We start from the raw sequence: 16,991 nt of genomic DNA on the forward strand, positions 1-16,991 counted from the left end.
TAAAATTGTAAAAATAAAACAATTCAAACCCCAAAAACCTATTAATTTTATTGTAATTCTATTGGCATTTCTTGAAAAGAGAAGTTAAGCAATCAAAAAATGATTAGAACTACAATGTTTGCCTAGAATACTGTTCAATTAAGAAAAAAATAGATACTATTATACAAAAAAAACAAAGCAAATTGGGGATATTCATTCTTTATTTTTATAGATAAAAATTTTCAGCAATAGTAATTAATAAGGTGTTTCAATAAGTTATGATATTTAGGAATTGATAGTTTGAGCTCTATCAACTCTAGCACTTTTATCATTATAGGTAAAAAAATGGAAATTATAATTGATTATGAAGGTTGCCAATTTATGAGGTTATCGATGATGCAAATATAAATTTTCTATTTTTAAGTAATCATTTGTTAACATCCAAAGACAATATTTCATGGGGGTCAAAACATGTCCATTAACAAAAATTATTTCATTATTAATCAATTTTTTAATAATAAGAAGCAAATAAAGGAAGCATTTTGGGCACTTACTTACGAGGTATCTAAGTATCTAACTAACAGCAATAATAATGACATCACCTTAAAAGACCTACAAAAGGCAATAAGCTTCGTTCAAGAGAGAGCGGTAGTTGATTTACCGGAAGAAAAGGCAGTCATCGATAACTTCTTCACTGAATATGAAGACATATGGAGTAACTCAGGCATGCAAACAGCCAATACTTTCTTTCAATCAATTATTGGAATTGGTCAAACTTTCTCAGTTAAATATTGGGAAGACGAGTGGTCTAGAGACCAGGGGGTAAGTGAATTCAGTGGTGAGTACAATGATTTTGAAAAAGCGGTTGCTTCTTGTAGAAGCCTTGGAAGAACTTATGAGTTTGCTGAAGTAGAAACTGAAGAAGGAATTCTTGTTTTCTATGCAGGTTGGTCAGAAAGTGGTTACATCGAGGGAATAAGTTAACGCACAGGTGTAGTTATTGTTGTAACACCTGTATTAATTTGTTCATAACTAACCCTTTATCAGGTCGTTATTTCCAATAAAACACATTACATAGCGTAGCCAATTGCTGCTTCTCACGTAGGCATGCAGCAATTGGTGGTAACTTATATACTCCTTATTACATAAAAACAAATGTTCTAACTAATAATAATTGTACTACTTGATAAAGGAGAGAATGTCATGGAGCTCATTGAAATTAAATTACCCAAATGTACAGTACTCTTGACACAGAAAGAATTGTTAACTCTTTTAAGCAGCAATCTCGATATATACAAAATAGGTATTCAAAGAGGCAAAACAACAAAGCGATACCATACGCAAAAGTACCGGGAACATGACAAACTGATTGATTTTTTAAATCAAAATATGATTCACTAATCCAATCTGAAGTTCTTCTTTTTGGGTTGTTGACGAATAGTAAATAACAATGCTTCCAATTCCTTTTTTTCAAACAACACTCTGTTACATATTCCACTCAGCTCATTACGGATTTTCTTGTCAAATATGTAGTTGCGTAGTGTGTTAATATTTATTTGATATTTTAAGGAAGCATCAGATGCAGTAATAAACTGATTATAAAAGTCATCTACACATTTTTGACTGAACATATACACAACTCTATTGTTTGATTTTTTCATTATTTTGTCAGGGTTGATAATGTTAGCATTTATCATTTTATGAAGCGTCCGTTCACCAAAGCCTAAAATTTTTGAAGCCTCTCCCAGATTATATCCATCACGCTGAATGCTTTCTGTTTTCAGGAAACGCTTTATTTCATCCTCTTCAAAATATAGATGAGTTAGATTGCTACCATCTCCCTCCTTGTAGACCTTTATTTTTCCATCTATGGATAACTTAATAAGCTTACTTATTTGCAACCCGCTAGTTACATATTTGTCTAAGCACTTTTTTAATGATAATAAGGATGAGGGTTCCTTACGTTCCGGTTTTTTTGCTTTTTTTGAGATTGATTTTGTTAATTTATCAATGGAATTTTCATCAATAAATGAAGTTTGCTTATTTAGAAGAGATGCCTTCTGCTCAATTATGCCCTCTTGTATCAAAGTATTAATGCTTTCAATACTAATTCCCAACAGTCTAGCTGACTCTTTTTTTGTAATAAGTGATTTTTGGGATAACTGATAATCGCTGATTACCTTTTTTGCTGTAGTTACTTCAAATAGATAGTTAATGTATTTACCCTTGTTAATTATGTTTGGCTTTAACCATCCTTTAACACATAATTCATTTACCTCTCCTTTGGAAAGGTTGAACCTTTCAATCAAATCTCTTTTATTATAATATTCAATTTTCAATTTTTGACTAGTTTCCTTATCATATGAAGCCAAATTTCTATTTAATCTCCCTGCTTTCGCGCTTTCAAGGAGATATTTTTCATACTCCTTCTTTAAGAATAAGAACGACTTATTACCAGATAGTGTTTTCTTAAATTGTCTTTTTCTATACTTTTTCATAGTGCAATCACTTTTATCGAATGACTCTAAAGCATATATCAAATTATGAGGATAGTTTACAAAACACATCCAGTAAACATTAGCAAAAGCAGCAGTATAAAATGTTTGGTCATACAAGTGATGATAATCAAATTTCATGTAAATTCCTTCACTCATAGGTTGAATAAAGGTATTTAAACCATCAAAAAGTTTGAACAAAGCATCAAATAATGTCATATACTCCACTAGTGTCAATTCTGAATCTGAGAATTTGCAATTATTATCACCGAGAATAAATTGATGTAGCTCATATTGGGCTTTATAATATTCACTTTGTTTTTGTATTCTATTTACAGGTGAATTCTCATAATGAAATCCACAAGCAGAACAACGCCCATCTAATAATGATTTCAATTGAATTTTCCTTTTACAATATTGACAGCAGTTACTTAGGATTAGGGAGTGTTTGATACACATACTCACCGAATTAAATCCCCAAAGATATTTATGTACTTTATCTCCTTTTAAACACTCGGGACAAAATTTAACACTTGATTTTAAGAATAGTAGTTTTTTTATTTTCAAATCCATATACTCTTCAATTGGATGGTACGACCTTTCGTACAAATCCTCTATGTCTACATTGCTTAAATAAGAAATTTCTTTACACATATTCTTATCAAAAACATTTTGCTGAAGGTCCCAAAGTGTAAGATTTATATGGTCGGCGATAATTTTTGGAGACGAATAATAATTGGCACTAGCTAGTCTGTAAACAAAGCCAGCTAAGCTTTCTTCTTCGTGTATTATTGGAGTATTCAGTAATGAAGTAATGGGTATCCCTCCAATCCAGGAAGTTTTACCAATTATCATTGACAGAATTTTCTAATTTATACATGGTCGCTATAGTTTTATTTAATGAATACTTGTTTCAATATGATATTAAATCGAAACACTTGATTTTGTTAAATATTTTCAATACTTTCCTTTCAAATTAATAAAAATAGTCCTTCTGGTCTCTTTTATACGGTACGGTATTTTTGCTCTTGAGAACCAAAAGATAATGCGCAGCAAAAAAATTTGAGAACCACGAAGGTGAAGCATAAAAGAGTCCACATTTACTCATTACGGGTTCTGCTGATACAAAGATTAGGATAAAAACACAATAATTGAAAACCTATAAAAACATCGGTTTTTGCACCGATGCTTTACTGTTTTAATTGGAGTTTCATCAAATTAAATAACTCAATTTTATCTATTCCGTCTTTAAATTAAAACGAGTTAATTCTTTACCATTTAAAGTTATTATTAGAGAAGCATCTAAAGCATTTTCCTTAAGTTTGTTTAGCTTATCTTTTGATGGAACTCTTAAAGGAACTTGTGGATTTTCTTCGCTTACACCCAAATCGAAAGTTAAAATGTATTTCCCATTTTTATTAGGCAGGATTTCCCCATCAAAAGAAGTTCCGTATCCTACACCAGTATCAATATAAGATGAGGGTTTAAAAATGTTGAAGCCAACTGTTTCTTTTGAGATTGAAACTAGTTTATCATGTGGCTCAATTTTCACTTGTAACCCCTTGTCACCAATACCACCTATCTTTTTATTACCATTATTTTTGATTTCGAATTCATAATATAACGCTGTTGGTACTAGTTCTTGACCTTTCTTCTTGCCTTCTGTTATTCCTATTGCTCCTACTTTGCTTTTATCATTAACAATATCAACTTTTGATTTTAAAAGTTCTAGATTTGATTTAGACGAGCAAGCTATTAAAAGTGTAGAAAACAAAAAAAGCATTATTAAGCATACTAGCATTATTAACCTTTTCATTTGCCTCCCCCTTTTTCTACCCAATTTACACAAAAAGTTCATCATAACAATTTCATATTTTAGTTTTTATACCAACTTCCTTTTATCAGTAATTTTCTATTTTAAACTTATATTATTTTCGCTGTTAAAACTGTATAAATTGCTTTATCTTCACAAGAAATGACCTACCCGCTTTTGCAAATAGGTCTGCTATTTTTAAATACTTGTTTGTTTTACCCAAAACAAGAGAACCTCTTAATATCCTAACGAGGGATTTCTTCTTATCATTCTAATTTCTATCCATAATTTAAGTATATATTACCTGGCTGCTGCATGCCCCCTTTAAGTTTTTTAGCTTTTAAAATAAAGAAAACAAATAAGGAAAATAATCAGACCTATCATGAAAATAGAACCAATACTTGCGCTATATACAATATAAACTTTAACATGGAGAAAAACATGAACAATAAGCATAATAAGCAAACAAAAAAGCAAAAGAATTATTATATTCACATTTTTATTTCTATACAAAAAATCAGCACCTTTTAGTAGGTGACATCAAATTTTCATTCTCCACCATCATCACTGTCTCCTATATCGGAACCATCGTTAGCATTATCACTTTCTTCATGGTTCTCATCGAAATAGTCCCTCATGATATCAAAAAAACTATTTTGATTTACAATTTCATCCAAATGTTTAACTTTCATAAAACTTTCTAGTGTAAAAACCTGAACAGTCTGTCGCTTGTGTCTAGAAATAAAGTAAAGGCAAACAATGAAGATAATAAGGATTAGGATTATTAATAGCGGCAGAACTTCAATCCCATTCAAAACAGCCCTCCTTCACCTTTCTATTTTACATAAATATGAAATAATCAATATACATATTCCAACAAGAGTTATTGCTAATTGGATGTGAAAAATTCATGAAGACTTTTAGTTTGTCAGAACATATTTTGCCCCAATTATAAAGGTCATTTGTGTATTCATAAATGAGAAAACACTCAGATATAGTCTCATCTGAGCGTTTTCACCATTTATTGTTCCATTTGTTTTTATTGTTATTATACTCACCCCTAAAAACGTAATCTGCGCTTTTATCTGAACTCCATTGCGATAAAAACGTAGCCAGGAACATACAGATACCGCCAATCCCAAATCCAATCATATAATATCCAATGAAAAATAATACAAAAGAGCTGATGAGCGATAGTACCATAACAATCAGTAACCAAGTTTTTATTTTCTCCTTCTTCTTGTCTTCCAATAATAATCCCCCTCGCTCGTAAAAATGACTTTATTAACTTTTTCTGCAATCCTAAATTTAAATCTCCCTTAACGGTGTTAAAACAATAGAAGTCATTTCATTTACATCAGCTGTACTCTCCCCATTTCTTAAAGACCGCTTATACGGAAGGAAAATAATAAATGAATAACCCTTGTAGGATTATTTTCCGTATCTATCCCCATAAGTTAATGTTCTCACTCTTCTAATATGAAAATCTGAACAATAATGTATGAGTAGTGTTTCCTTAAAAGAAAACCTCCACCTTCGCAAAGGATGAAAAAGGGTTACAATGACCTCACTTAATTTGATTCAATTACCTTTTGAGTGTCGATTCATTGTTTTGAACATAATAAGTGTTGACTCTTGGTCTATAATATAACCTTTTCCTTCTAAATGTTTCTTCTTTATATGGTCAAATGACTCAAAATCTTCGTTACCTTTAAGTTCGTATGTAAAATGAAGCTTAGGGCACAAGCAAAATTCCTCTAAATTTCCATAGGGTTTGTTTGGTATTTCACGCGCGATTACTATATTTGGCTCGAAGAAAAAATAAACATAGGGCTTTTTTGTTCTTATTTTCAAACAATCACTCCTCGTGGCACTATTTAGGAATATACCTTTTATTTATTCAACATCTTGCGACTTCTTTTGGTAAAAACCACTATCCTTTTTTACTTTGCTATTAATAATTTGTAATAACACGCCCACAACAAACGCACAAATGGATACAGTAATAACATCTAATTTAAATCCTAATATCATTGGAGGAGAAATCATTAATAATCGTGATATATAATCAATGTATTTTAACAGATTATCCCATCCTTTCTTAGTAGTAATGCAAATTGCGTTTATTCTTTAATTTTCAATATATTTACAGAGGCTAATAGGAGTTAATCTAGGTGCATTACAATTTCAAGACCTGTTGGCTGCTCTTTTAAGGTGTCCGTATATTCTTTAAATATTAAATCAATTTCCGATATATTATCAGGTAAAGGCGGTGAAACAATGAAGTTATATGTAAAGTGACCTGTTGAACCTCCTGCTCTGTCCTGTCTACATTCGTATTGGTTCCCGATATACAATTCAAATGTATTATTATGATGTTTTAGCTGTGAATCAAGCTGCAACTCCTCTGTGCCATCCCAATCGACATGAAGTTGGATTACACTAGCATTTTGATATTGTCTTATAACTGTAACAGAATATATGCGTTCACCATGTTCAATTGATTTTAATACAGAAAGGTGCTTTCTATATCCAGTTGGCTCTATACGTGATTTAAATAAGCCCTCAAATCTCATAGTTTCGAACAAATGATTTAAGTAGTCTTCATAAAGTTCATACTTTTTAGCCCAGCTTGTGATAACTTTACTCGATGGAAGACCAGGATTATTGTTAGAAAGAACTTTACGTTGTTTTAATAAAGCACAAATTTGTTCATCTATCGATAATAGTTGTTCATTATATGGGACAGTTGGACGGGTGTTATGGCGCATATAGGTCCTCCTCTATTTTATAAACAAACCACACACTTACTTATTCTTCCAATCGCGTTAAAAATCCTTTTTTACCAAATAAAACTCCTATTAGAACAGCAGCCGAACTTTCTTATAAATGATTGATAAGAAAAAAGAGCTGCCTTAACAACTCTTTTTAGATACAAACACCTGATTGTTTAATTAGATGCAAATGGGCTTTATTCAATAGGAGCAAAGTTTAATCTTCTCTATTCAATAGGTATTTTGATGAGAAGCGTTGATTGACAGTAAACAGATATAATGCAGAACCTGCTAATAAAATCCCAGCAACTATAAATGTAAATTGAACGCCAATGTAATCCGCAACTCCCCCAAATATTAGTGTAGAAAAGCCAAAAGCCAATGAAACCAGAGAATGTTGAGCACTGTATATCTTTGGCAGGTCTTCTATGAAAGCTACACTTTGTAAATATGTTTGTATGGTGATTCCTTTAATTTGGTTGATTAACCCGCTAAGGAAGACTATTATTAATGCTATCCCAGCAAGTGAATTTAAACCAAAAATTAGCGTTACAAAGGAAACTCCTACAGAAGTTGCTAAAATAGTAAGTTTAATAGCTTTTTCGAATAATAACGAAAGCTTTGAACAAATTATTCCACCTAATATTAAGCCAAGAAAAAATGCAGTGTTTATATATCCCCACCATACTTCAGTAACATTTAATATCTCTGTTATAAACACATAAAGAATGGCAGCTATCCATACTACATTTGCGATTGCTTCTATAAAAATTATAATATGGATACTCCTAAATATCGGATTTTTCCATATGATAACCCAACCTTCTAATAGGATTTTCATTGTCTTTTGTTTTACATCAATAGCTTGAAATGAGGTTTTATCGACAATTAATTGCATCATAATTGTTGAAACTACAAATAAGGCAAAGGTTAACCAAATGACATTTTGCTTCCCCAATATTGCAACGAGGATTCCTCCCAATGCCCATCCACCTAATTGAATTGTCTCACTTATTACCGAAACAAAACTATTTGCCTTCATCAATTCATGCGGTTCCACCAATCTAGGAAGCAACGCATCCGTTGCTGGCATTGCCCATCCATCGAAAAAGGCAATAAAAAACATACAAATAATAATAAACCAAATACTAGAAGCTACCTGTGAACTAAGGCAATATGCTAAAAGGAACAATACTACTGTTTTACTAAATTGTGACCATACCAGTACTGATTTTAATTTATACATATGCAGTATCAAAGGTGAAATAATACCACTTATAAATCTCCCTAACATATTTAAGAAAGGTAACAACGCCAAATATATCGACGACTCTGTAACTGAATATAAAATAGAAATCAAACTAACTATATAAAATACATCACCTAAATTTGCGAATGATTGACCTAGCCAAAGCATATGGAAAGATTTACTTTTCATTTTACCTACCCCTTATTATCATAAAATTTAAGATAAAAAGGGAATTTTACAAAGGAAATTACCTCCTCAGTTTTTTATGTTAGTTAAATAATTTTAAATGCATCAACTTAAAATAATGTTCATGTTACCAATACTTTTTACATTTGGGTAGGTTCATAAAAAGTTGTTAATCCTTCGTTTCTAAGTAATGTTTATGACGTGTTCTTATTACAATTTTATACCCTGCTAAAGCTTTTTGTGCTTTCTAAAAAATTTCTTTCAATTTTTCACCTTTGTACATAAAATACTCAAATTAAAAAATGTGGAAGCAAAATAGGCATAACAGTATTAGAGCATTATCACTATCTATGGTGAACTGTCCCAAGTGGAGTAACTCTTCTGATAAATTCGTCATCTTTTTCCGACACTTTCTGTATAAAAAACTCCGTTCCCCAATGCCCTGAATGGAATACAGATGATTTGTCATTATATAAATTTATAGTAAACCACTTAAATCGTCCGTCTATATCCACAATTTCATTCGTTAAATAATCTGTAAGAAGTGAAGTTACATACCCTTGTAATATCGTGAGATTTACTTCTTTACATCCGTAAAAATTTGGAAGGGATTTAATTTCTTCAATAGTGTCTGTTTCATCATTCCAACAATGAACCTCAACCATGTTTGTTTTTTCCAAATAGTGATTTATAATGGGAACCCAATAATCGTAATCATCATTTAAAGGTTTCGGGAAGGCTGAGTTACCTTCACTGTAAGTAGGTATGTGAAACGCTAGGTTTTCCCCCACAACTTTCTCCCCTTACTACTTTCTAATTGTTTTCTCTTTCACACCATGAAAAAAACCTAATTATAATTTATATGCAGAAAGGCTATATATTTAACGATTTTTTTACTCCTGTACTGTTCAACATAATAAGGAACTATTTTCTTTTCTCATAAATATTTCTTACAAACTGTTCCTTATTATCGGTATACCCTTTAATACCACCATTATTTTGTTTCAGATATTCTATTTTCAAACTTTTATATTGTTCCCGCGCTGCCTCATTTGAAATTAAGTAATCCCTAAAAAAAATTAAATTCTTCCAAAGCTCATTATCATATTCAACTAAATGAATATAATGAGTTTTTTCTTCGAAAGTTTCATCCGTAAATTTTGCAAGTACGATTTCATTTGGACGTTCTACTCGAAGTCTTAAGAAACCCAAATGGTTTAGTCCTTGAAATATTGCTCTATCAACGTTATTAATGTCATCAACACCAATAGCAATATCCAATATAGGTTTGGCGACCATACCTTTAATGGCTGTGCTACCTACATGTTCAATTTGTCTTTCCTGAATAGGAGTTGAGTTTAAAATACTCTGTTTCACATTCACAAACTCTTTATGCCATTCAGCAGCGTATGGCACTAGTCTTACTTCATTTCGCTTTAGTCCTAACTTCATTAAATCACCCCATTTTCTGGATAATTTATTACTTCTCTCCTTTTTCTCCTATTTCCTCCCTCACCTAGTCTACCTGTGACAGTACCATCAAATTAAGTTGCTATAAAAATACAACTTTTTAGAAAAAGATAGTTAATGTCTTATGCGGAATAAAAAGGGACCATTGTTGAAAGATACTCGTGACTTCTTAGAGGTTAATTTATGACTACCAAGGCACTGAATAGGAATAGTTGAACTATACATGGGCAAAATGTCTATAAATATAATTTAAGGTGATGGAGAATGAACAAAAAGTTTGCAGTATTAATGCTTATGTTAAGTATCTTATTTTGTGAAATAAATAAAGAAAGTGTTTCTGCAAAATCAAAAGTAGAAGAAAAACCTCCTAAAAGTGTTTGTGTAGAAGAATATGAAAAGCAGTGGAGAAAATTTGATAATGAAGTGCTTACAGATATTGTGAAGAGCTATAACTTAGATTTATCAGGATATAAAGAATTTAGACAGGATGATTTAAATTTAAAAGTTGGGGATAACCTTAATGACCATTCTGACAAAATCTCATTACAACATTTATTTGTTGGGTTTAGTATTGGTTCAATGAGGTTGTTCCTAGAAAATGGTTTAGAAGGTACAAAGGGATATTTTCTTTATAAAAGAAATGATGGAAACAATGTACTAAAGGAATTGCATAAAATTGGAGAAGTTTGGGTTGTTATGTCAGTAGACGAAAGAAATGCGGTTCAACTTCACATGAAGCCTTTTAATTGGAGTAGATGTTCTGAGAATTGATAAGTGTTCCCTAACTTTACGGTTTTCAACTAAACTTGTTTGTGTTTATCTGGGCTTGCTACGTCAGCCCTTTTAAAATTCCACCAGGGAGCAGTTTTGTTCAATATGAATAGATAAAATTCCTGTTGAGTATGATACTCCTAAAGTTATTTAAGGGAACATCACATAAGAATTTCACCCTTTTTTGTTGTATCCGGCATATTAATGGCCTGGACAATTGACATACTTTTAATGTATTTATTAGGCTAGTCGGTACATTATTATTCAACCCCTTGTTTCTGAAATGGGGGTTTACCTTCCTTACAGTAATTTGAAAGATGAGAAATTTGGTTATAATTTTTAATTAACCACCCTTCTTCTGCATATTCAATATTGCTAAAGCACCCATTTACTAACTTTGTTTTACCAGAGCCTATTTTACCATTTGAAAAGTGCCCTAAAACTGTGTTAATTACAGCTCCATGAGCTACTAATAAGACCTTTTGTCCACTATATAATTGATGAATTTTATTAATTCCATCAATTACTCGGCTGTTTAGAGTATACCTATCTTCCTGATTAGGGTAATTTCTATTTGGGAATGCGGCTAACCTCTCTTTTTCTGTCATTCCTTCTGCTAACCCATAATTTCTCTCTGTAAATTCTTTCATTTCTATTAAAGGGACGTTTAACTCAGAATTTATTATTGTTGCTGTTTGCTTTGCCCTTTTTAATGGACTCGCTATAATTATGTCCCATCTAAAGGTTTTAAGAACTTCTCGACATTCCTCAGCTTGTAATAATCCAATATTATTGAGTGGGATGTCAGCACTTCCTTGAAGCTTGCCTAGTGAATTCCAATCTGTTTCTCCGTGCCTTATCAAACATATTGTAGTCACATAAATTCCCCCCACATATTCAAAGCTTTTTAATGAGTTTGAGTGCCTAAAGCAACTGGTATAAAATTTACTGTTTCCGCTTCCTTCCCACCCTTGTAGGTTTAAAATTGCGTAGCAAATATCACTTCTTCATTGGTATACATTTCTCGTAGCATACGTCTCCCATGAAAAAGTTTATTTTTAACAAAAGCTATATCTTTGCATAAAAGGCTGCTGATTTCCTTATAAGAATAATTTCTAAAATAATGTAATATAATTGTGGTTCTGTAATAAAAAGGGAGAGTGGCTATGTGTTTAAGAAGTGTATCTTTTTCTAAAGCTTTCATAACTTTATACTCCGCAGAAATTTTATCTGTTATTAAAAATTCCTCCAAGTTTTCTATTAAAAGTGTTGATTTATATGTACTACTTCGTAAGTAATCAATGCATTGATTACAAGTAATTTTATATAGCCAACTCTTTAAATTTGATATTTGTACAAAGGTGGTCCATTTTAAGAAAATCTTTAAATAGACTTCCTGCATTATATCATCTACCAAAATCCAGTCCCTTACAAATTTATATGCGAAATAACGTAGTTCAGTATTATACGTCTTAATTAATTTTTCAATTTCTTTTTCCAACATTTCTATCACCATATTAATCCATGAGTTTAAGTTTATTCTAACACAACAAATGGAAATAAAAGGGTGTTGTTGGCTAAAAAAATAAAAAACACCAAATAGACTTTCTCCTTGATTATTTCATAGTGGTTAAAGTCCCATTCTTTAATGGCAAAAATTCTTTTTTGCCTTCAATAAAGCAAAGTTACCGAACTTCTAGAATTTCTCCCAATTTCGAGACAAATGATTTCGAAAAGAGTAGTATTTTCTCAAGGAGATGTACATCTGAACAGAATGTTAACTCATTGAGACATGTATGTCTTTTTTTTCCTCCACATTATTACCTATTATTTATCGAACTGTGACCGCTTCCCTTATGTATCACATTGGTTTAACCTTTCTTTTAATATTTTCCGAACATCATCGTCAGTCGTAGTATTCAATTCAATTTGAATATAAACTTCGCCTCAAATAAATCAACAACTCATTACCTCTCCAACATGTAGCGGATTTTTTTGTTCACTATCAAAATACAATTGCAAGTAATCCTCTATTGACTCAAGTATATTTGTCTCATTATCTCTCCTTTCAACTTATTAACGTTTATTTACAAAAAACTTTCACTACCTCATTTTCGGGAACCATTGATTGATTTTTATTTCTAATACTTACAATCAATTGATTTAAATTGTAAAATATATCATGTTGCTTTCTTTTCTAGGTCGAATGAATCAGAAATCTTTATTCTATAGATAGTTTATTTTTATGGAGGTATAAATTGTTAGTTCAAGCAGCTGAAAACTTCTCTCTGGTAGTATTTTTTTTATTTGTCATTCTTTTCTTATTTAAAAAGCCACATCAGCAATTAAGAATATATGACAAATTATCAATAGGGTTTATACAAGGTATATTTGGAATGTTTTCAATGTTTATTGCTATTGAAATTAGTAAAAATACAATACTAGATTTTAGGCAATTAGCACTGATTCTGTCTGCATTCTTTGGTGGCTTTCCCGCTGCTATTTTGACCAGCTTCTTTTTAGGAATACATCGTTTATTTTTTGTTAATGGATTTAATGAAATTTCACTTATTGGCACAATCTCTATTCTCGTTCAAGGCATTGGTTTAGGGTTAATCTCAACATATGTGTACCGTGTTTTTTATAAATGGCTACTTTTAATTGGTTATTCCTTAGTCATTAGCAACCTTACATTTTTAATTGTGCTGGAGGATAACGTCTCACATATTCTCATTTATTTCTCATCCTTTATATTGTTTGGAGGAGTTATTTCAGCATTCGTACACGATTTATTTAAAGCAATAAATACAAAGTTGCAAGCGAACAATACCACTACAAGACTAACCTCAATTTTTGAAACAACAGAAATTGAGATAGCCTATCGAAAAGTACTCGAAGAAATCATGCAATTCTATAATTGTGAATTCGGTAGCATTATGTTTGCACATGGCTCACTTTATAAAATTTATTGCACACTTGAACTAGGTAACTACAATATTGCAAACTATATTTTAAAAGAAGGGGAAATTGAATCAACGAAAGTTTTTGATACCAGTTCACCACTTGTGTTTTCAAATTGGAATTATGAGCGACCTAACGGAAAACTAGAAAAGAGATTAGTTAATGATGGAATACTTTCTTCTATGCATTTTCCTATCATTTAAAAAACAAAGGTAATAGCTTGTATAAATCTTGGTTCTTTAACTCCATATCACTTCACAAAGAAGCAATTAGAATATACATGTAATTTGAACGCGATTATTAGTTTTGGCTTCACTCTTTTAGATTCCGAAAGTAGATTTAAAACTATAACCCAATCTACCCAGGATGCTATAATCCTTGCGGACCAGCATATGCGTATAATCTCTTGGAATAAAGGCGCCAAGACCATCTTCGGATATACTAAAGAAGAAGCAATAGGACAAGATGTTAACTTTATCGTTCCAGACCATTTTAAAGAAGCTCACAACAGAGGAGTTAAAAGGTTTCTGCAAGGCGAGGAATCAAAGGTTATTGGAAATACATTGGAATTAAAAGGAGTAAATAGGAATGGGACAGAGTTTCCCATTGAATTGACACTAAATAAATGGAAAACTGGCGGGGTTTATTTTTTCAGCAGCATCATTAGAGATATTACTAGTAGGAAAAATGCCCAAGCTTCTTTATTAGAGAGTGAAGAGAGATACCGCAAGCTTATTGAACTTTCGCCTGATAGTATTTGTGTATATCAAGGAGGGAAGTTAATTTTTGCTAACGATGAAGCTGCAACTCAAATCGGGGTCCAAACTAAAGACTTAATTGGAACTGATAGCTTTCAGTTTTTAGCTCCAGAACATCATGAAAGAATAAAAGAACTCATTCGAAAACTTAATAATGAAAAAGACTCGTTTTCAAATGAAGAAATCGCCATATTGAGGGTGGATGGAAAGAAACATTATTATGATGTATCTGCTAGTCTTGTACATTTTAATAGCAAACCAGCTATCATGACCACATTTAGAGATATTTCTGAACGTAAAGCAGCAAAACAGCAGTTGCAAGAAGCAAACCAGCTCTTAAAAAAATTATCAAATCTAGATGGTTTAACAAGCATTCCAAATAGACGTTTCTTTGATGAAAAGTTGGACAACCTTTGGAAAGAGTCAATTGAATCACATCAACCTCTTTCTCTTATATTTTGTGACATTGACTTTTTTAAGGAATACAATGATACATATGGACACCTCGAAGGTGATGAATGCTTAAAGATAGTTGCAAAAACTCTTTTAGAGGCAATTAATGATACTGATTACAATGTTGCACGTTATGGTGGAGAAGAATTCGTCCTCTTACTTTGCAATTCAAACACGCAAAAAGCAAAAGAAGTTGCACTAGATGTAATGAACAAGATACATTCCATGCAAATTCCTCATTCCAGCTCGAAAATTAAAGATATCGTTACGTTGAGTATGGGAATAGCTACAATGAGACCAAAAAAGAATATTTCTCAATCCGAGTTGATTGACAGAGCAGATAAAGCGTTATATATAGCTAAAACGGGTGGAAGAGACCGATATTCTACATTTAACAGCAATGCAAATCGTTAAATTAAAAAATAAAATACGTTTGTTTTTTTATTGATAATTTAAAAATTATTGGACCGCTTTATGGCGGTTTTTTTGTTTTTATAAAATGTTAATTAGGTAAAATAGATTATCTCTAACGGCATTAATAAGATTTCAATTCTTTCTCCAAACTTCCTTATAATCATTCACATACTCTTCAACTGTGATGGGATGTCTTCCTAAGATTTGTGATAAGTCACTTTTAACACTCTTTGCCATACCGAGCTTGGTAAAAAAATGTAGGCTCCCCACCAAATTTACATATTTAGCTTCATACCCCTTTTTCATCATGTATTTTTTAAATTCATTAAGACTAGGGTTTGAATATATAATTTTACGTTCAAGAAAAAGAGTCATTATTTCAGCAACTTCAAAAAAATCCAGTGCTTTATTACCCGTAAGCACATATTTTTGGTTAAGATGATAATCTGGATTCAGCAAGGTAATCGCTGCGACTTCACCAATATCACGCAAATCGACAAAACTTGTTTTACCCTTTCCGCAAGGGACATAGATGCGGTCATTCTTTACCAATTCATCGAGCAAGAACATATTCAAATTCTGCGTAAAATACCCTGCTCGTAAGAAAGTAAAAGAGATACCAGCCTGAACAATCGCTTTTTCATTTTTATGATGTGGTACAAAGGGTAAAAACTGTACATCTTTTACTGACAAATAAGTTATATGGCGAACACCTTTTTCCTTTGCTCTACGGATAAAGGCATGAAAATCATCAAAAGGTGTTTCTGGTGGATAGTTGAGAAAAATGCATTCAATATCTTCAAGCGCTTTATCAAATGTTTCTCTATTTGAGAAATCTAAGGAAACAAAATCATATTCATTAAAAAAAAGCTTTTTTGCCTTCTCGATGTTTCGAACGGCACAAACCATCGACACATTCCGTTTTTTTAATGCAGCCGCCACCTCCCGACCAACATTCCCTGTAATCCCTGTAATTAAAATCCTACCCACCTCTTGCACCTTCCTTTCAAATTCATATTCATAAATTAACTCCTATAATTTATAAACTTCCCCCTGATTGCTCAAAAAAATTTCGCTTAATCCCATGTTCATACTCTAATTCCAAACTAGGAAATGGTTTGAATTGTTCAATAAAGTTCTTAGGTTGATGCCACGGATTTTAAGTAGCTAAGGGTTCTATAGCTTTTCTTTCCCTTTATAGTTTACAATCTTTTTATACCCCATTCTCTTCATAATTACGACAATCTAGGCATATTTGCGAGAGAAGTTAGAGTAGAGATAACCATTCAATAAAGTTAAGGAAGGAGAACCGCATGGAGCAAAAAATCCTCGAAATCTTAGCTGAATTACAACAGGATATGAGAATGCTTAATTCAGACATACAAGACATCAAGGTTACTTTAAAAAGAATTGAAAGTGCACAAACTGAAGATATATTGGGAATGTTCAACACCAAAAAATAGTGTTAACGATTAGAAAGAAAAATATAACCATTAGCCTAGAGCATCTTTTTAATCGCAAGTTGCCCAGGTCTATAAATTGTTATTTACCGCTTCTTGATGGTTATATGCATACTTTCTTTTTCTTTACTTTTCCCTGACCTTTATTCGACCACTAGCTTTTGATAAGAGAATAGTTTTGCATGTTTTAACAAAAGAAGTGCTGAGA

The 16,991-nt window shown here is 31.8% G+C and carries 18 protein-coding genes; 6 read left to right on the forward strand and 12 right to left on the reverse strand.

Translation table 11 applies throughout. The features are described from left to right. The first annotated feature begins 450 nt into the window (after positions 1-450). Both A361_RS20525 and A361_RS20530 read left to right on the forward strand, forming a co-directional pair. Entirely contained in the window at positions 451-963 is a 513-nt protein-coding gene (locus A361_RS20525) for a hypothetical protein (protein WP_019380144.1), read from the forward strand. A gap of 219 nt (positions 964-1,182) precedes the next feature. After that, entirely contained in the window at positions 1,183-1,380 is a 198-nt protein-coding gene (locus A361_RS20530) for a hypothetical protein (protein WP_019380143.1), read from the forward strand. Here the strand turns inward: A361_RS20530 and A361_RS20535 are convergent. The 9 genes from A361_RS20535 to A361_RS20580 all read right to left on the reverse strand — a co-directional run bounded on the left by A361_RS20535 (position 1,377) and on the right by A361_RS20580 (position 9,948). Continuing rightward, positions 1,377-3,329 (reverse strand): TniQ family protein, encoded by a 1,953-nt coding sequence (locus tag A361_RS20535; RefSeq protein WP_019380142.1) that lies wholly within the window; start codon positions 3,327-3,329, stop codon positions 1,377-1,379. The two genes, A361_RS20530 and A361_RS20535, sit on opposite strands and share 4 nt — an antisense overlap. Positions 3,330-3,711: 382 nt before the next feature. After that, positions 3,712-4,290 (reverse strand): hypothetical protein, encoded by a 579-nt coding sequence (locus A361_RS20540; RefSeq protein ID WP_019380141.1) that lies wholly within the window; start codon positions 4,288-4,290, stop codon positions 3,712-3,714. A gap of 545 nt (positions 4,291-4,835) precedes the next feature. Continuing rightward, entirely contained in the window at positions 4,836-5,102 is a 267-nt protein-coding gene (locus tag A361_RS20550) for a hypothetical protein (protein ID WP_019380139.1), read from the reverse strand. 199 nt (positions 5,103-5,301) lie between these two features. Next, entirely contained in the window at positions 5,302-5,538 is a 237-nt protein-coding gene (locus A361_RS20555) for a hypothetical protein (protein WP_019380138.1), read from the reverse strand. 330 nt (positions 5,539-5,868) lie between these two features. After that, a complete protein-coding gene (locus A361_RS20560; protein ID WP_019380137.1) occupies positions 5,869-6,141 on the reverse strand; it encodes a hypothetical protein in 273 nt (90 codons plus the stop codon). 311 nt (positions 6,142-6,452) lie between these two features. Then, positions 6,453-7,058, reverse strand: coding sequence for a hypothetical protein (locus A361_RS20565; protein WP_019380136.1), 606 nt, complete (start codon positions 7,056-7,058; stop codon positions 6,453-6,455). A 220-nt stretch (positions 7,059-7,278) separates the two neighbouring features. After that, the gene (locus A361_RS20570) at positions 7,279-8,499 is read right to left on the reverse strand and encodes an MFS transporter (protein WP_019380135.1); all 1,221 of its coding nucleotides are present in this window, start codon (positions 8,497-8,499) and stop codon (positions 7,279-7,281) included. Positions 8,500-8,840: 341 nt separating this feature from the next. Beyond that, positions 8,841-9,287 carry a hypothetical protein gene (locus A361_RS20575; protein ID WP_019380134.1) on the reverse strand — a complete coding sequence of 149 codons (447 nt, stop codon included), beginning with the start codon at positions 9,285-9,287 and terminating at the stop codon, positions 8,841-8,843. A gap of 133 nt (positions 9,288-9,420) precedes the next feature. Continuing rightward, positions 9,421-9,948: a GrpB family protein gene (locus A361_RS20580; protein ID WP_019380133.1), complete on the reverse strand. Its 528-nt coding sequence runs from the start codon at positions 9,946-9,948 to the stop codon at positions 9,421-9,423. A gap of 282 nt (positions 9,949-10,230) precedes the next feature. On the opposite strand from A361_RS20580, the gene A361_RS20585 reads away from it, so the two are divergent. Continuing rightward, positions 10,231-10,737 carry a hypothetical protein gene (locus A361_RS20585; protein WP_019380132.1) on the forward strand — a complete coding sequence of 169 codons (507 nt, stop codon included), beginning with the start codon at positions 10,231-10,233 and terminating at the stop codon, positions 10,735-10,737. 260 nt (positions 10,738-10,997) lie between these two features. Here A361_RS20585 and A361_RS20590 read toward each other — a convergent pair whose 3' ends face one another. Then, complete coding sequence (locus A361_RS20590) at positions 10,998-11,615, reverse strand: histidine phosphatase family protein (RefSeq protein WP_019380131.1); 618 nt, start codon at positions 11,613-11,615, stop codon at positions 10,998-11,000. A gap of 101 nt (positions 11,616-11,716) precedes the next feature. Continuing rightward, a complete protein-coding gene (locus tag A361_RS20595; RefSeq protein ID WP_019380130.1) occupies positions 11,717-12,241 on the reverse strand; it encodes an RNA polymerase sigma factor in 525 nt (174 codons plus the stop codon). A 754-nt stretch (positions 12,242-12,995) separates the two neighbouring features. On the opposite strand from A361_RS20595, the gene A361_RS20600 reads away from it, so the two are divergent. Together A361_RS20600 and A361_RS20605 are read left to right on the forward strand one after the other, a co-directional pair. Next, positions 12,996-13,901, forward strand: coding sequence for a LytS/YhcK type 5TM receptor domain-containing protein (locus tag A361_RS20600; protein WP_019380129.1), 906 nt, complete (start codon positions 12,996-12,998; stop codon positions 13,899-13,901). Positions 13,902-13,985: 84 nt separating this feature from the next. Then, a complete protein-coding gene (locus tag A361_RS20605; RefSeq protein WP_019380128.1) occupies positions 13,986-15,323 on the forward strand; it encodes a sensor domain-containing diguanylate cyclase in 1,338 nt (445 codons plus the stop codon). Positions 15,324-15,455: 132 nt separating this feature from the next. Here A361_RS20605 and A361_RS20610 read toward each other — a convergent pair whose 3' ends face one another. Continuing rightward, positions 15,456-16,313 (reverse strand): SDR family oxidoreductase, encoded by an 858-nt coding sequence (locus A361_RS20610; RefSeq protein WP_019380127.1) that lies wholly within the window; start codon positions 16,311-16,313, stop codon positions 15,456-15,458. Positions 16,314-16,636: 323 nt separating this feature from the next. Here A361_RS20610 and A361_RS30030 point away from each other — a divergent pair, with 323 nt between their 5' ends. Continuing rightward, on the forward strand, positions 16,637-16,786 hold the full coding sequence (locus A361_RS30030) for a hypothetical protein (RefSeq protein ID WP_019380126.1): 150 nt from the start codon (positions 16,637-16,639) through the stop codon (positions 16,784-16,786). The last annotated feature ends 205 nt before the right edge of the window (positions 16,787-16,991 follow it).

This window comes from Cytobacillus oceanisediminis 2691 (assembly GCF_000294775.2).
Classification (GTDB): Bacteria; Bacillota; Bacilli; order Bacillales; family Cytobacillaceae; genus Cytobacillus; species Cytobacillus pseudoceanisediminis.